Raw genomic sequence first — 16152 nt, 5'->3', positions numbered from 1 at the left:
TTTTTACAGCTAAATTTAGCTTCGTACAATATTTAAGAAATATAAATGGCGTTCATATTGATCGATAATGTCTTGGATCAAATCCTCTTGGGTCCAATCCATTACATCATAGTTCTGTCCACCTTCTCTTAAAAACACTTCGGCTTGGAAATATTGCCCATCTTCGGCTTCAGTACGTCCAATTAAAAAACTTGGTGGTACTGTTTCACGTGAAACAACTTTATAAATAAAATTAATTTCATTGTGATGATCGACTCGAAGCTGCATCCCATCCTCAAGTTGAGTAATTGAAACTTCTAAATGACGGCGTCTAAATTCATGTTTGATATTTTCAAACGCACGAGCTACTTGTTTTTCGATATATTCTCTAACCTCTTCTTCACTATGAGGATAGTGCATGATTAAACCTAGCCGCTGTTGCCAGCTTCTTGGATTATGAATGGCACGTGGGGTAATTCGAGCTTCCTGAATTGCTTGCATTTTCGTGACATCAAGATGCAATGCTTTTATTAATCCCCAACTCATGAACAGCATAACCACAGTAAATGGCAATGCGCTCATAATGATTGAAGATTGAAGCGCAGCCAAACCACCGACTAACAATAAAATAATGGCGAGTACAGCCATCAGTACTGTCCAGAACAAACGCTGCCAAGTTGGTGAATTTTCAGTTTTTGCAGTTAGATAGTCAGTAACGAGTGCCCCTGAGTCAGCAGAGGTCACAAAGAATAAAACGACTAAAACGGTAGCCAAAATATTCATGACACCTGACCACGGTAAGTGTCCTAAAAACTCAAATAGAGCTACTGATGAGTCTTGCTGAACAGCCTGAATGAGAGTGGCTTGATGTTCATGAATAATGCTAAATAATGCAGCGTTTCCTAAAAAGCCCATCCAGATAATGGTAAAGCCTGTCGGGATGAGGAGAACCCCTACAATAAATTCTCGAATGGTACGACCACGTGAAACTCTTGCGATAAACATACCCACAAATGGCGACCAAGAAATCCACCAAGCCCAATATAAAATTGTCCAACCACCAATCCATCCATTCGGCTGATAAGCGTATAAATTGAATGTCATGGTAAAAAGGTTAGAGATATATTGCCCAGTGTTTTGAATAGTAGTCTGGAGTAAATAAATACTAGGACCAGCGATAAAAACAAAAACTAATAATATTAAGGCTAAGACTAAGTTTAGCTCTGATAAGCGTTTAACCCCTTTATCTAGACCTAAGAACACAGACAAGGAAGCTAAAATGCTCACAAAAATAATCAGTAATACTTGAATATGGGTGCTTTGCTCGACACCGAACAAATAATGTAAACCCGAGTTAATCTGGGTAACGCCAAACCCTAGAGAAGTTGCTACACCAAATACCGTACCAATGGTCGCGAATATATCGATGCTGTCGCCCCAAGGCCCATAAATCTTCTTACCAATGAGAGGATAAAGGGCTGAACGGGTCTTTAACGGTAAATTATGTCGATAAGCAAAATAAGCCAATGCCAATCCGACCACTGCGTAAATAGCCCACGCATGCAAGCCCCAGTGGAAGAAGGTCACCCTTAATGCTTGCTGTGCTGCCTCAATAGTCTGAGCATCTCCACTTGGTGGATTAACATAATGCATGACAGGTTCGGCAACCCCGAAGAACATGAGACCGATACCCATCCCTGCTGTAAACAGCATGGCAAACCAAGACCCATTATTATATTCAGGCTGACTATGGTCAGGTCCTAATTTAATTCGACCTATTGATGAACAGGCGATATAAATCAATAAAATGAGAAAGAAGGCTACAGATAAAACATAAAACCAGCTAAATGAATCGGTGATCCATTGTTTTAATTGCTGCGTTAGAAGTTCAAAAGAACTCGGGGCGATCACCACAACTGCCAAGAACAAAGCAATGATAATGACCGTACCAAAAAATACGTTAGGATTAACGTTTGCGAACCAACCTGGTTGTTTGGAAGGCATAACTCCTCCATGTTATTTTAATGAAAAGTGACAGGCATAAAGCCAATAAAGACATTCACAGAATGAACAAAGTTAAATCTTTCAATAGAGAAAGCCGATAATACTTTAAATAAACTTAAATAATATTGCAGTTACAAAGGTGTAAAAAATTAAAACACCTTCTCCTTTATTTGTCAGAATCCTTTTTTGTTGGATGGGCAATGTACTGTAGAGCAATTAAACGTGTGACAATCAAAGCGAGATACATCACGCCACAAAACATTTGTAGCATGGCTAAAACGCGTGCTGGTGGACTAAGCGGCATTAAATCAGATAAACCTGTTGCTGACTGTAAGCTAAAGCTCAGGAACAGTAGATCTAACCAAGTCTGCAAATGATGAACATTGTTTGGATTTTGGAAGCTAGCAGGAATCAATAGCTGACAAATGTTGTAGAGGAATGCAAAGCCCCAAGCAAGCAAAGTAAAAACCGCGGCGGCTGCAAATAATTCATCTCTTGTTAAATATCGATCAGCAAACATATAACGAAATAAACCGTAAGCAGCCGAAAAGTAAGCCAGCGCTTCACAACTATGGGCAAAAATCTGAATCGTTAAATTGTTATAGCCTAATAAAATAAAGACGGAGGATATAATCGCTCCACTGACAAAAGTTAATCCCAGAAAAGTAAACATTGGGGTTTGACGAATGACCTTAGCAATAATAAGTAGGGCAAGCACTCCTAAAGCCCACGTTAGGGTCCGGTAAAATACATCATGAAAAGTGAGCATGGCCAAAATGAGTAGGATAAATTGCACAAGCAGCAACCATGCAGAAGGTAGCAGTCGAAAGCTCGCCCAGAAGTCCATGATAGATCGCATTTAATTATTTTCCTTTTTCATTATGTTTTGAATTATAGGAAATCATACTGTACAAAAAATAGGACAAACAAGTTGTTCTTTATTAAAGAGCTTCTTTCACTTTAATGTCTCCGATCAACAAAAAAAGCCCCGCAAGGCTTTTAATGAGATAGATATTTAATCCATTTTGATTTTAGTGATCTGATGCACCAGAAGCACCAATACCTGTCATTGAACGAACATATTGGGCATCGAATGCAGCACGCTCTTTTTTAGCACGTGCAGAGTTGTCAGTCACCGAGAAGAACCAACAGCAAAGGAATGACAATGGCATCGCAAATAATGCAGGACCATTGAATGGGTTAACTGGTGTATCAGAGATTTTTAAAGTATCTACCCAAACCGCTTTAGACAGAACAATAAGGACTACCGCTGTTACAAGACCAACCACACCACCGATAACTGCACCACGAGTCGTTAAACCTTTCCAGAACATTGAAAGAACAAGAATTGGGAAGTTTGCACAACATGCCACAGAGAACGCTAAGCCCACCATGAATGCTACGTTTTGCTTTTCAAACAAGATACCCAAAATCATGGCAAAGATTGCTAAACCAAGTGTCGCAATTTTTGACATACGAAGTTCTGAAGCTGGAGTCGTTTGACCTTTCTTGAATACGTTAGCGTATAAGTCATGTGAGATTGCAGATGCACCTGAAAGTGTTAAACCAGCAACAACAGCAAGAATCGTTGCGAACGCTACTGCTGAAATGAAGCCCATGAATAAGTCACCGCCTAAAGCATCACTTAAATGCACGGCTGCCATGTTGTTACCACCAACAAGTTCAAGCTTGCCTGATACTGCCATTTTTGCAACATCAAGGAATTGAGGGTTGTTTGATACGAAAAGGATCGCACCGAAACCAATAATGAAAGTTAGAAGATAGAAGTAACCAATGAAACCTGTCGCTACCACAACCGATTTACGCGCTTCTTTTGCATCTTTTACAGTGAAGAAACGCATAAGAATATGTGGAAGACCCGCTGTACCAAACATGAGTGCCAAGCCAAGAGACAATGCATCAATCGGGTTTGCGGCAAGTTTACCCGGACCCATAATTTTTGCAGCTTCTTCAAAGCTTACGCTGTGAACTTTACTGAATACTTCAATTGATTGAGTGAACATATTGCTAAAGCTGAAACCAACCGCTTTCATTACCATGAATGCCATGAAAGTCGCACCACTAAGCAACATAACAGCTTTAATGATTTGTACCCATGTGGTTGCTAGCATGCCACCAAAAATTACGTATGCCATCATTAATAGACCAACGATGACAACAGCAATGTTGTAGTTCAAACCAAATAGTAATTTGATGAGCTGCCCCGCTCCTACCATTTGAGCGATCAAGTAGAATGCCACAACCACAAGCGAGCTCAAGGCAGCTAAGGTACGGACTGGTTTTTCTTCAAGACGGAATGACACTACATCTGAAAGGTTGTATTTACCAAGGTTACGTAAACGCTCTGCAACCAAGAATAAAACAATTGGCCAACCTACCATAAACCCAAGAGAATAAAGTAAGCCATCAAAACCCGAACTAAACACCATCGCGGAAATACCAAGGAAAGATGCTGCTGACATATAGTCACCGGCAATTGCCAATCCGTTTTGGAAACCGCTGATTCCGCCCCCTGCGGTATAGAAATCTTGTGCTGATTGAGTTTGTTTTGCCGCCCACTTAGTAATAAACAAAGTGAAACCAACAAAGATGACAAACATAATGATAGCGTGCCAGTTAGTGGCTTGTTGCTCTGCTTCACCTAAGTCAGGGCTTGCCATAGCAACAGTTGAATATAGCGATGCTGCTGCCAATAAGGCTTTCGCTTTTAATGAATTCCATTTCATATTAGTGTAATCCTTTCTCATGCGTGATGGCTTCAACTTCCTTCAACGCTTCTTCACTCAACTGGTCAAGGGTATTGTTTGCGATATAGGAATACACGCCACACAGTAGGAAAGATAAAACAATAATTCCTAAGCCTAGTGGAATACCCCATGTCGTTACACCACCACTAAATGAACTCATTAAAAATTCTTTGTTGTAGCCAACAAGTAGCATAAAGCCCACATAAAGCACTAACATAATGATTGTGAGCGTCCAGCTTAATGCACTTTTTTTCTTGACCATCTTTTGAAACTTTGGATTGCGTAGAATCTGTTCTACTTGGCTCTGATCCATAACCAAACTCCTTGCCTGTGCCCAACCTTGGTCACTTTTTTAATAGTAGTTTCTCATTATTAAAATTAGCAAAATAACGTGTAATTCGTAACTTAGACTTTGGTCGTTAAAATTTAATCAATTTATAGCTTTGTTTCTGCTTGGGGTATGATAGGCACAAGGTTTTAATCATGTAGGTCATATGAACAGCTGGCTGATTATTGGGGTACTCACTCTTTATATAGCACTCTTATTTATTTGTGCTTTTTTTGGCGAGAAGCATGCTAGCCGCCTGAGTACACGTGGCCGGATGTTCTTGTTTAGTTTGACCTTAGGTGTTTACTGTTCATCTTGGACATTTTACGGTGCAACCGGAGCTGCCGTCCGAGAAGGCGTCATTTTCTTACCTATTTATTTAGGTCCACTGTTATTTGTCTGGTTTGGTTATGACATCTGGCGACGTTTAGGCCGAGTACGTCAACACCACGCAATTTCTTCAATTGCCGACTTTGTTGCTGCGCGTTATGGTAAAAGCGGCGTATTGGCATCGCTGGTTACGATCTTGGCAGTTATTGCGATTATTCCCTACCTGGCCCTACAGTTACGTGCAATTGCCTTAAGTACATCAGTCATATTGGAGCAAAATGCTCATATTCATACGACTACCAATAGCGTTTTGCTTTTAACTAGTGTCCTTGCGATCTTGGCCATGATTTTTGGTACGAGGCAGATCGCGAATACCGAACAGCATGGCGGCCTCATGTTAGCCGTTGCATTTGAATCTTTTGTAAAATTATTCGCCCTAATCTGTGTCGCTTTATTTTTTATTTTTGAAGCACCCGCGAACTTAGTACAAGTTTCGGCCGACGTAAACCAAACCTTCCAAGAAGTTCAGTTATTTGGGGTGCCTGAAACTTTCTGGATTCAGACATTATTGGCAGGTCTGGCAATTATCTGTTTACCCCGCCAGTTTCATGTAGCTGTTGTCGAATTACGCGATGAAAAGCACATTCGCGGTGCACGTAAATGGTTTGCGGCTTATCTCATTTTAACGATTCTAGCTATTATCCCGATTGCAAGCTGGGCCTTGCATGCAGCACCAAAATTCCTAACTGTGCCCGATGTTGCAGTACTCTCATTACCATTGAGTTATAACCAAGAGTGGTTAGCCCTACTGGCCTTTTTAGGTGGGTTCTCTGCATCAACAGGCATGTTACTGGTTTCATCTGTTGCCCTGTCTATCATGCTCAGTAATGACTTGATTATGCCTGCCCTATGGCGCTTCAAGTTGCTTTCACGACACGATAAACACTTACCTAAAGTTCTTAAATTTAGCCGCCGTATCAGTATTGTCGCGGTGATGCTACTTGGCTTTTTATTCTTCCATTTCTTTAATGATATTAACCAGCTTTCAGTATTTGGTTTATTGGCATTTAGTGCGGTTGCTCAATTCGCTCCTGCACTGATTGGAGGATTGTATTGGCGAGGTGGAAGTCGCCAAGGCGTTTATGCAGGTCTTATTGTTGGCTTTTTAATGTGGAGTTACACATTACTATTTCCAACCATCTTACGTAGTTTGCCGGAAGCCTATCAAGAAACAGCCCAGAGTCTTTTGCTTTTTGGCCCTTTGGGAATTAATGCATTACGTCCAGAATCACTTTTTGGCTTTGAGTCATTTGCACCTTTAACCCACGGCGTTATTTGGTCGCTTGGTTTAAATATTGTTTTATATATTTGGATTTCTAAACTTTACCGCCCAAGTGTGGCAGAACAAATTCAGGCAGAAAGCTTTTTTTATTATGAAACTAAGCCCCTGCCATCACCGCATACCTCTACCGATTTAACTTATTTACCGCACGATGCTGCACGTTTAAAAGTAGGCGATTTATTTGCGCTTGCTAAAAGAATTACGGGTGAGCAACCCACAACACAAGCGTTCGAGAACTTTTGTGAACAAAATCATCTCACGCTCAACCCGAATAGTATCGCCAATGGCATGTGGTGGCGATTCACCGAACAATATCTAGCTGGCATTATCGGCGCAGCCTCTGCCCGTACTTTGCTCACTACAGCAATGATCAATAATGGTCTGGCATTAGGCCAAGTCGCCAATATTTTAGACCAAGCCTCGCAATGGCAACGTTTTAATCAAAACTTGCTGATGACCATGATTGACCACATGACCCAAGGGGTAAGTGTGGTTGATAAAAACATGTGTTTGGTGGCTTGGAATAACCAATATTTAAAACTATTTGGCTACCCTAAAGATTTAGTCTATGTGGGTTGTCCAATTGCCGATCTGATTCGTTATAACGCTGAACGTGGCGAATGTGGCCCCGGTTCAGTCGAAGAACACGTCCGCAAACGTTTGCACTGGATGAAAGTCGGAAGTGCGCATGAATTTGAACGAATCCGTAAAGACGGACGCGTTATTCAAATGCGTGGTAATCCTATTTCAGGTGGGGGCTTTGTGACTACGTTCGCTGACATTACTGCTTTCCGTGCGAATGAGGCAATACTCGAAGCCCGCGTAAAAGACCGAACCCAACAACTTGCCGATGCTTTAACTGAGCAACAGCTTGCACGCGAACAAGCCGATATGGCCAATATGTCAAAAAGCCGATTTATTGCAGCGGCCAGTCATGACTTATTACAACCTATGCATGCTGCTCGTCTGTTTAGTACAGTTCTTGAACAAAGCATTGCGACCGAAGAAGACCGTCAAACTCTACAGCAACTTGACCGCGCTCTGTATGGCGCAGAAAGTATGCTCTCTGCCCTACTCGATATTGCGCGTTTGGAAGGCGGCACCATACAACCAAAAAGACAGCCTTATCCTCTGCACGATTTATTAAGCGATCTTGAACTCCAGTTCAAATCGATTGCTGCTCAGCGAAATATTTCACTCAAAGTTCATGATGTATCGTTCTGGATTGACACAGATCCACAGTGGATACGACGTATTATCCAAAACTTTGTAAGTAATGCTTTGCGATATACAGCCAAAGGCCGAGTGATTGTTGGTGTATTACGTTCAGCACAAAAACCTGGACACATTCGAATTGGTGTCTGGGATACAGGACCCGGAATTGCCGAAGAGCAACGTATTAAACTATTTCAAGAATTCGAACGCTGTGGGCATTTATCACCTTGGGGTGAGCAAGGTTTAGGTTTGGGTCTTGCTATTGTGCAGCGTATGACTGGTTTGTTGAATTATCCAGTCCATGTCTATTCGCAACTCGATAAAGGCTCCTGCTTTATGATTGAGGTTCCGGTGGTAGAAGCTCCAAAAGTGATAACCCCAACCGTACAAGCAGTGCCTTTAAAAACTAAGGCTTACCGAATTTTATGTTTAGACAATGATGAAACAATTCTTGAGGGCATGAGTAGCTTATTAGGTCGATGGGGCTACGAAGTTTTTAAAGCCACTGAACCAGAACAAGCATTTGAGATTATTCAAAAAGAGAATATTCAAGTCTGGCTTATCGATCAGCATTTAAACAACAACCAACTCGGTGTCGATTTTATTTTGCAAAATCGTCAACATGATGTTCCTGTTGCTTTAATTACTGCTGACTCTCATCCTGAGTTACCTCAACAATTGAAAGAACTGAATATTGTTTTACTCAAAAAACCGCTTAAGCCAGCTTCTCTAAGAGCATGGTTATCGGGACTTAAAATTGCCAGTGAGGTAGATTAAATATTTTCTCTCCCAAACCTTTTAATAAGTTTGGGAGAGATTTTTGGCAAAAATTATTGGCCTAATTTAAGCCAATAGGCAGAACTGCTCAAAAAGTCTACTTTTGTTGATTAAATAATTGGCCAAACTTTCCAATAGCCCTTTTTCTATGGCAAAGCACACCTTTTTTGTAAGTGAACACTTGTACACTTAGTTACAATTTCATAAATTGCTGTTTTTTAAAATTATAATTAGTCAAAAATAACCATATAAGACTTTAGTCGCATTCTACTTGCATTCTTCCTGACACATAAATATTCAAAACCTATTTCTTAAATGTACAGTCATTTTTATAACCCATTTCCATATTAAGCACCCCTGCTCACGAATTAATGCAAAGGACAATTGCCATGAATATTTCTGATAACAGCCCACAAGGCCAACTTTCGTCTCAACAATTTTATCGTCAATACAGTGCCAATGCTTTACTTCCTGAACTAGATTGGCAAAGTATTTTCCCCCACAGCAAACTGAATGATGCCCACATCAAAGCATTAAATACGATTTATCAGTGTGCCGTCCCCCTTGCACTTAATGTATTTCATGATCTAAATTTTGATGTATTTGCACCTGCGGCTTATCATCCTCAAGGTTTAGGTTTATTTGACAAATTGGCTCAACAAGAAGAAAACTTTTTAAAAGTTCTTAGCGCTGAAAGTGAAAATCTTGACCATGACACACGTCATCAAATCTGGAGCATGCTACTCCGTGGCGGTGCTGTACTCGTTTTCAAAGCTTGGCTTGGTCATGTCAAACTCGGCGAGAATCAGTTAGATATGACTCAGTTTGATGAATTATCTGACTTACTCTTTATTAAAACGCACCCCGATCAACTTGCTGAACGACTCCATGTTGATGAAAAAGCAAAACTCGACCATATCTTCTTAATGTATGGCAATGACATTTTCCTTGATCGCTTCAACAGTCTAGAAACAGCTGCTTTGTTTGTTGATTTAGGCGTTTATGATGCAGCCTTCTTAAGCCTACGCGATGACCGCGTAGCTGAATATTTAAAAATGAAAGGCTATGTGACTCAAGATCAAATTGATGATTTGCAATGTGCACTCAATCCTTTGTACTGCGACAGCCTAACACCAAAGCAAGATTGCCTTGCTTAAGTAGCACACATAAAAAAGACCTCAATCGAGGTCTTTTTTCTTGTTAAATTTTCTTATCTTCAATATTGAGTGCGCTAATGGCCAATACGGCTTGTGTACGGTTTTGCACACCTAATTTTCTAAAGATAGCCGTTACGTGAGCTTTAATCGTTGCTTCTGAAACATCAAGCTCATATGCGATTTGTTTATTTAACAAACCTTCCGCAACCATCATCAACACACGGAATTGCTGAGGTGTTAATGATTGAATACGTTCAGCTAAAGCAGTTTCATCTGCTGCTCTCGGGTCAAGGTTAAGATTAGATGGCAAGTTCGGTGGCAACCAGATATCACCCTCTAAGACTTGACGAATCGCTTCGCCAATATGACTTGGATGAGCCGACTTAGGAATATAACCCATCGCACCATGAGCGATCGCACGCTGAATGATTGAAGTTTCTTCATGTGCAGAAACCACAATAATCGGAATAGATGGATACTGTGCTCTTACATAAACCAGAGCCGAAAAGCCTGAAGCACCCGGTAAATTTAAATCGAGTAATACTAGATCAGGTTCTGCCCCATTTTCCAAACGCTCATAAAACTCATCAACCGAGGCTGTTTCATGAATTTGTGCCTGTGGCAGGCTATAACGTACTGCTTGAATTAAAGCATGACGAAACAAAGGATGATCATCAACGATTAAAATATTCATAAGCGATTAAAGTAATCTTGAGCATAAGTATGGCCTATTGTAACCCTACTATTTAGATGAAAGATACGTTCATCTTATCCATTTTTATGCAAAATGTTGATAAATGCAGAACCTAGCCAAGATTTTGAGATGTTTTTTAACTTTTAATCAAAATTAATCTGTTTTTTATATAAGCTTCCTTTTTATTATAAAAAATATATCACCTATAATTATATAAAATAAAAACAGCAACTTAATAGAAAAACAAAGTATAAAAATCCACTATTTATCTTTTATATTTAAAACTGATAAGGTTGACCAATTTCGTTATTTTACAGTTTACCGTCGTTGTTGATTAATAAGTCCAATCTCTTGTTTTAGGCTTAGGAACCAAATTATGACTGGTATCACATCACCAAAACCTTTAAATATCGTTGCTGTTTCTGGTGGATTAAATACCCCATCTAAAACGGAAAGTCTGGTTCAAGCCATTCTTGATGAATTATCAGAAGCAATCGATATTAAAGTTCACTTTATTAAATTAAGCGAAATCGGGCCTTTATTAGGCGGCGCATTTTATCGCAACCAACTTCCACAGCGCGTGCAAGATGATCTTGCAGCAGTTGAAGCAGCAGATGCTTTAATTGTAGGTACACCCGTTTACCGTGCTTCTTTTACAGGTCTTTTCAAACATTTCTTCGATTTTGTTGAACAAACAGCTTTAGTCGATGTGCCTGTACTTTTAGCAGCATCGGGTGGTAGTGATCGCCATGCTTTAGTACTAGAGCATCAGCTTCGTCCATTATTTAGCTTCTTCCAAGCACAAACTTTACCAATTGGCGTATATGCAACAGATCGCGACTTTACCCCTGAATATACGGTAAAAAGCGAGCAACTATCTGACCGTATTACCCTAGCAGTGGCTCGTGCATTACCAATTTTAGAATGGGCACCAGCAAAAGGTAAACGTGCAGAGGTAATCAAATCTAAGACTCAGCAAGCAAATCAAGAACTTGGTATTAACAAGCAAATTGAGCAAGAAGAAGTATTACCTTCAGCAGCTGTACCAAACCTTGATGCAGCAGAGTCTCGTTTGCATCACAAGTCTGGTAAATCATTAACGCATGTTGCCTAAGCGCAATATCGCTAAATAAAAATAACGAATGGGAGAGCGCACCATGACGCAATTACAACAACCGATTAAATTTGCTTATTGGGTACCGAATGTAAGCGGTGGCCTTGTTGTGAGCAACATCGAACAGCGTACAGACTGGAGTTATGACTACAATGTTCGACTTGCTCAGGCAGCCGAAAACAATGGTTTTGAATATGCGCTCACTCAAATTCGTTTTACGGCGGGCTATGGGGCAGAAAACCAGCATGAATCCGTGAGTTTCAGTCATGCATTACTGGCAAAAACTGAAAAGCTTAAGGTGATTGCTGCTATTCTGCCCGGCCCTTGGAAACCGGCACTTGCAGCTAAACAGCTCGCGACAATTGATTATCTAACTGAAGGCCGTATTGCGATTAATGTGGTGAGTGGCTGGTTCAGAGGCGAGTTTGATGCGATTGGTGAGGAATGGCCAGAGCATGACGAGCGCTATGTCCGCTCTGAAGAGTTTATTCGTACACTAAAAGGAATCTGGACCACCGATAACTATAGTTTCGATGGTAAATACTACCAATTCCAAAACTACACACTTAAACCAAAGCCTTTGCAAAAACCTCATATTGAAGTTTTTCAAGGAGGTAGTTCGCGTGCTGCACGTGACATGGCTTCACGCGTATCTGACTGGTATTTCACTAACGGCAATACTGTCGAAGAAATTCAAAAACAAGTAGAAGATATTCGTATCAAAGCAAAAGCCAATAACCATCAGGTCAAAATTGGTGTGAACGCTTTCATTATTGCCCGAGATACCGAAGAAGAAGCAAAAGCGGTACTTCAAGAAATTATTGATAAAGCCAACACTGAAGCCGTAAATGCTTTTGGCGATGCAACTCGTGAAGCAGGTGCAGCATCTCCAGAGCAACAAGGTAACTGGGCAAAATCAACTTTTGAAGATTTAGTGCAGTACAACGATGGCTTTAAAACCAATTTAATTGGCACACCTCAGCAAATTGCAGAGCGTATTGTGGCGCTTAAAAATGTAGGTGTCGATTTGGTTCTTTCCGGATTCTTACACTTTATTGAAGAGGTGGAATATTTCGGAGAAAAAGTTCTACCACTCGTTCGTGAGTTAGAACTTCAACAGGAAAAGGAGGTAGAAATCCAAGCGAAATCAGCCTAAAAAACTCCAGTTAAAACAGCGCAAGATAATAAAAACAACAAACTAAAATAAAGATTTATTGGCTCCAAGACTCGGCTTGGAGCTTTTATTTTTTAAGGTTTCTCAACTTCTCGAACGACAGTTTCAACCGAATATCGGCACCATTTTGAAAGTACCTCAATAAATTCATTTAATGCTGCAGGTTCAAAATGACTGACAATCATGTAGCACGCGTTGCCCATGACTTTGAAACATTCATCTATTTGTTCATATTGCTTAACCAAATTTTCAATTTCTTCAAAAGCGCGTTGTTCATTTAAATGCAAATGAATAAATTGTTTATGCGAATATTGAACAGCAATGGTGTAATTTTTGATAACCCCTGCATCCATTAATTGAGCAATTCGAGTACCCACCGCCTGCCCCGTCCGGTGAACTCGCTGCCCGATTTCTTTATTGGTTAAGCGGGAATCTTGCTTGAGTAATGCAATAATTTTTAGATCAATCGGGTCTAATTCAATATTCATTTTTCATGGCGAAAGAAAACTGGCGGTAATGCTTTCATCTGACTATAGCCGATTTTTCAAGCAGAGAATAATCTTGTTTTATCTCATATCAACAAGAGTGACCTCATGAAACAAGCTCTATTAGTTATCGATGTACAAAATGATTATTTTAAAAATGGCAAAATGGAATTGGTTGGGCCAGATCAAGCGCTCGATAAAATAAAGCAGCTTGAACAATATTTTAACGAGAAAAATTTACCGATTATTTATGTACAGCATATTAACCCGCCACAAGCGAGTTTCTTCCAAGAAAATACAGATGGGGTTTTACTTCATCCTGAACTCAGTGCTGGCAGTGATTCATTAATCGTAACAAAGCATTATCCAAACAGTTTTTTAGAAACCAATTTAAATGAGCTTTTAAAAACACATCAAATTGAACAACTCGTGATTACAGGCATGATGACGCATATGTGTATTGATTCAGGGACTCGTGCAGCCAAAGAACTTGGCTATCAACCCATCTTAATTGCAGATGCAACCGCAACTCGCGATTTAAGCCATGATGGAAAAACTGTAAAAGCTGAAGACGTACAAACTGCTTTTTTAACTGCGCTGAGTACATTTGCAAATGTAGAAAATACTGCCGATTTTTTAGCGAAATCTTAAATAAGGCTCAATAAAAAAGCCCCATTGGGGCTTTTTTTTAAATTAGTTTTGCTTATCAGGATAAACCGTTGCAATTAACTGATCTACCACTGCAGGCTCAGCTAAGGTTGAGGTATCACCTAAACTATCTAATTCATTCGCTGCAATTTTTCTTAAAATACGGCGCATGATTTTACCCGAACGGGTTTTCGGTAATGCTGGAGCCCAATGCAGCGCATCTGGTGAAGCTACAGGTCCAAGCACTTTACGTACCCAGTTGATTAACTCTTTTCGCAGCTCTTCCGACTCTGGGACACCTGCCTGTAAGGTCACGAAAGTACAAATACCTTGCCCTTTAATATCATGAGGCATGCCCACCACTGCTGCTTCTGCGACTGATTCATGCGAAACAAGAGCACTTTCAATTTCAGCAGTACCCAGACGATGACCTGAAACGTTTAAGACGTCGTCAACACGACCTGTGATCCAGTAATAGCCATCTTCATCACGGCGAGCACCATCACCTGTAAAATAAGTATTTTTAAAGGTCGAGAAATAAGCTTCAATAAAGCGGTCCGGATCACCCCAAATGGTACGCATCTGGCCTGGCCATGAATCTTTAATCACAAGGTTACCTTCAACCGCACCTTCTAGCTCATTACCCTCACCATCTACAATGGCAGGTTGGACGCCAAATAACGGACGTGTTGCTGAACCCGGTTTTAAGGCTGTTGCCCCCGGCAATGGAGCAATCAAAATACCGCCTGTTTCGGTTTGCCACCATGTATCAACAATCGGGCAGCGACCTTCACCAACAACGTTGTAGTACCAGTTCCAAGCCTCAGGGTTAATAGGTTCACCGACCGAACCGAGTAAACGCAGGCTACTACGGTTACTTTCACGTACAAACGAATCACCTTCTCGCATCATGGCGCGAATTGCGGTTGGTGCTGTATATAAAATAGAAACTTTATGTTTATCGACCACATGACCAAGACGTGCCCATGTTGGATATTGAGGTACACCTTCAAACATTAAGGTGGTCGTACCATTTGCCAGCGGCCCATAAATCAAATAACTATGCCCTGTAATCCAACCGATATCGGCTGTACACCAATACACATCATCTTGTTTTAAATCGAAGACCTCTTTAAAGGTACTGGTTACATAAACTAAGTAACCGCCTGTCGTATGTAACACACCTTTCGGTTTACCTGTTGAGCCCGATGTATAGAGAATAAATAAAGGGTCTTCTGCCTTCATTGGTTCTGGAGGACAATTGGCATCCACTTCCATAATAATGAGGTGATACCACAAATCACGGCCCGGCTTCATTTCAATTGGGTTTGCATTACGGTAAACCACAATCACATTTTCAACACACTCAGTACCCGGCAATGCTAAAGCCAAATCAACATTTTCTTTGAGTGGTAATAGTTTTCCGGCACGTAGACTTGAGTCTGCGGTAATCACGAGTTTAGCTTGGCTGTCTTCAATACGACTTGCTAAAGAATCTGGCGAGAACCCACCAAACACTACACAGTGAACAGCACCAATACGGGCACAAGCTAACATGGCAATTGCGGCTTCTGTCACCATTGGCATATACAGTACAACGCGGTCACCTTTACCAATGCCATATTTCTTTAAAACGTTGGCAAAACGGCAGACTTCATCATGTAATTCTTTATAAGAAACGATTTTATGACGAGAAGGATGGTCCCCTTCCCAAATAATTGCAGGTTTATGTGGATGTTCTTTAAGATGCCTGTCTAGGCAGTTTGCCGACACGTTCAACTCACCATCAGCAAACCATTCAATTTTGAAATTGTCTTTGTCAAAACTGGTATTTTTAACTTGGGTAAATGGCTTTATCCAATCGACAATTTTAGCTTGCTCTGCCCAGAATTCATCTGGGTTCTCGATAGAGTGTTGATAACGTTTAAAGTAGTCTGCTTCAACAGTACGAGCTGTTTTTTTAAATTCCTCTGGTACTGGATAGATCTCATTCATACGCAACTTCCTTGATCTTGTGCATCCCATCTCGAGACTGTGGCTATTATTTTACTGGATCTTATTTGCATGCCTTTGCAGTATGATGACTCTTTCAAAGCCTAGACAATGCGACTTTGGTCATATATTAACCACTTACTCA

12 protein-coding genes are annotated in these 16152 nt (G+C 40.6%); 5 read left to right on the top strand and 7 right to left on the bottom strand.

The features are described 5' to 3' along the window. Positions 1–15: 15 nt before the first annotated feature. The 4 genes from AC52J8_RS00930 to AC52J8_RS00915 all read right to left on the bottom strand — a co-directional run bounded on the left by AC52J8_RS00930 (position 16) and on the right by AC52J8_RS00915 (position 5064). The gene (locus AC52J8_RS00930; protein WP_057068964.1) at positions 16–1983 is read right to left on the bottom strand and encodes a glycine betaine transporter; all 1968 of its coding nucleotides are present in this window, start codon (positions 1981–1983) and stop codon (positions 16–18) included. A gap of 166 nt (positions 1984–2149) precedes the next feature. Continuing rightward, positions 2150–2842, bottom strand: a complete 693-nt coding sequence (locus AC52J8_RS00925) for an ion channel (protein WP_032004975.1) — start codon at positions 2840–2842, stop codon at positions 2150–2152. Positions 2843–3014: 172 nt separating this feature from the next. Continuing rightward, positions 3015–4730, bottom strand: coding sequence for a cation acetate symporter (locus AC52J8_RS00920; RefSeq protein ID WP_005078627.1), 1716 nt, complete (start codon positions 4728–4730; stop codon positions 3015–3017). 1 nt (position 4731) lies between these two features. Further along, on the bottom strand, positions 4732–5064 hold the full coding sequence (locus AC52J8_RS00915) for a DUF485 domain-containing protein (RefSeq protein WP_000372818.1): 333 nt from the start codon (positions 5062–5064) through the stop codon (positions 4732–4734). Between the two features lie 181 nt (positions 5065–5245). Here AC52J8_RS00915 and AC52J8_RS00910 point away from each other — a divergent pair, with 181 nt between their 5' ends. Together AC52J8_RS00910 and AC52J8_RS00905 are read left to right on the top strand one after the other, a co-directional pair. Further along, positions 5246–8743 (top strand): hybrid sensor histidine kinase/response regulator, encoded by a 3498-nt coding sequence (locus AC52J8_RS00910; protein ID WP_086399928.1) that lies wholly within the window; start codon positions 5246–5248, stop codon positions 8741–8743. A 389-nt stretch (positions 8744–9132) separates the two neighbouring features. Next, positions 9133–9900 (top strand): hypothetical protein, encoded by a 768-nt coding sequence (locus AC52J8_RS00905; RefSeq protein ID WP_046811788.1) that lies wholly within the window; start codon positions 9133–9135, stop codon positions 9898–9900. A gap of 43 nt (positions 9901–9943) precedes the next feature. Here the strand turns inward: AC52J8_RS00905 and AC52J8_RS00900 are convergent, their stop codons facing one another. After that, on the bottom strand, positions 9944–10594 hold the full coding sequence (locus AC52J8_RS00900) for a response regulator (RefSeq protein ID WP_002122041.1): 651 nt from the start codon (positions 10592–10594) through the stop codon (positions 9944–9946). A 376-nt stretch (positions 10595–10970) separates the two neighbouring features. Here AC52J8_RS00900 and msuE point away from each other — a divergent pair, with 376 nt between their 5' ends. Continuing rightward, positions 10971–11708, top strand: coding sequence for an FMN reductase (msuE, locus tag AC52J8_RS00895; protein ID WP_086399927.1), 738 nt, complete (start codon positions 10971–10973; stop codon positions 11706–11708). 43 nt (positions 11709–11751) lie between these two features. Next, a complete protein-coding gene (gene sfnG / locus AC52J8_RS00890) occupies positions 11752–12864 on the top strand; it encodes a dimethylsulfone monooxygenase SfnG (RefSeq protein WP_086399926.1) in 1113 nt (370 codons plus the stop codon). 92 nt (positions 12865–12956) lie between these two features. On the opposite strand, the gene AC52J8_RS00885 is transcribed toward sfnG, so the two are convergent. Beyond that, positions 12957–13370 (bottom strand): Lrp/AsnC family transcriptional regulator, encoded by a 414-nt coding sequence (locus AC52J8_RS00885; protein ID WP_086399925.1) that lies wholly within the window; start codon positions 13368–13370, stop codon positions 12957–12959. Between the two features lie 105 nt (positions 13371–13475). On the opposite strand from AC52J8_RS00885, the gene AC52J8_RS00880 reads away from it, so the two are divergent. Further along, complete coding sequence (locus AC52J8_RS00880; protein WP_002121836.1) at positions 13476–14018, top strand: cysteine hydrolase family protein; 543 nt, start codon at positions 13476–13478, stop codon at positions 14016–14018. Between the two features lie 42 nt (positions 14019–14060). Here AC52J8_RS00880 and acs read toward each other — a convergent pair whose 3' ends face one another. After that, positions 14061–16010, bottom strand: coding sequence for an acetate--CoA ligase (acs, locus tag AC52J8_RS00875; protein ID WP_002121838.1), 1950 nt, complete (start codon positions 16008–16010; stop codon positions 14061–14063). Positions 16011–16152: the final 142 nt, after the last annotated feature.

Source organism: Acinetobacter sp. S-1 (assembly GCF_059579785.1).
Note: the sequence above shows the minus strand (reverse complement) of the source record. Positions and strands in the feature narration are given on the sequence as shown.

Coding starts and splice junctions, on each gene's coding strand:
- AC52J8_RS00905 (WP_046811788.1), top strand. CDS start 9,133: ATGAATATTTCTGATAACAGCCCACAAGGCCAACTTTCGTCTCAACAA.
- AC52J8_RS00915 (WP_000372818.1), bottom strand. CDS start 5,064: ATGGATCAGAGCCAAGTAGAACAGATTCTACGCAATCCAAAGTTTCAA.
- AC52J8_RS00910 (WP_086399928.1), top strand. CDS start 5,246: ATGAACAGCTGGCTGATTATTGGGGTACTCACTCTTTATATAGCACTC.
- msuE (WP_086399927.1), top strand. CDS start 10,971: ATGACTGGTATCACATCACCAAAACCTTTAAATATCGTTGCTGTTTCT.
- AC52J8_RS00920 (WP_005078627.1), bottom strand. CDS start 4,730: ATGAAATGGAATTCATTAAAAGCGAAAGCCTTATTGGCAGCAGCATCG.
- AC52J8_RS00930 (WP_057068964.1), bottom strand. CDS start 1,983: ATGCCTTCCAAACAACCAGGTTGGTTCGCAAACGTTAATCCTAACGTA.
- AC52J8_RS00885 (WP_086399925.1), bottom strand. CDS start 13,370: ATGAATATTGAATTAGACCCGATTGATCTAAAAATTATTGCATTACTC.
- AC52J8_RS00925 (WP_032004975.1), bottom strand. CDS start 2,842: ATGCGATCTATCATGGACTTCTGGGCGAGCTTTCGACTGCTACCTTCT.
- sfnG (WP_086399926.1), top strand. CDS start 11,752: ATGACGCAATTACAACAACCGATTAAATTTGCTTATTGGGTACCGAAT.
- AC52J8_RS00880 (WP_002121836.1), top strand. CDS start 13,476: ATGAAACAAGCTCTATTAGTTATCGATGTACAAAATGATTATTTTAAA.
- AC52J8_RS00900 (WP_002122041.1), bottom strand. CDS start 10,594: ATGAATATTTTAATCGTTGATGATCATCCTTTGTTTCGTCATGCTTTA.
- acs (WP_002121838.1), bottom strand. CDS start 16,010: ATGAATGAGATCTATCCAGTACCAGAGGAATTTAAAAAAACAGCTCGT.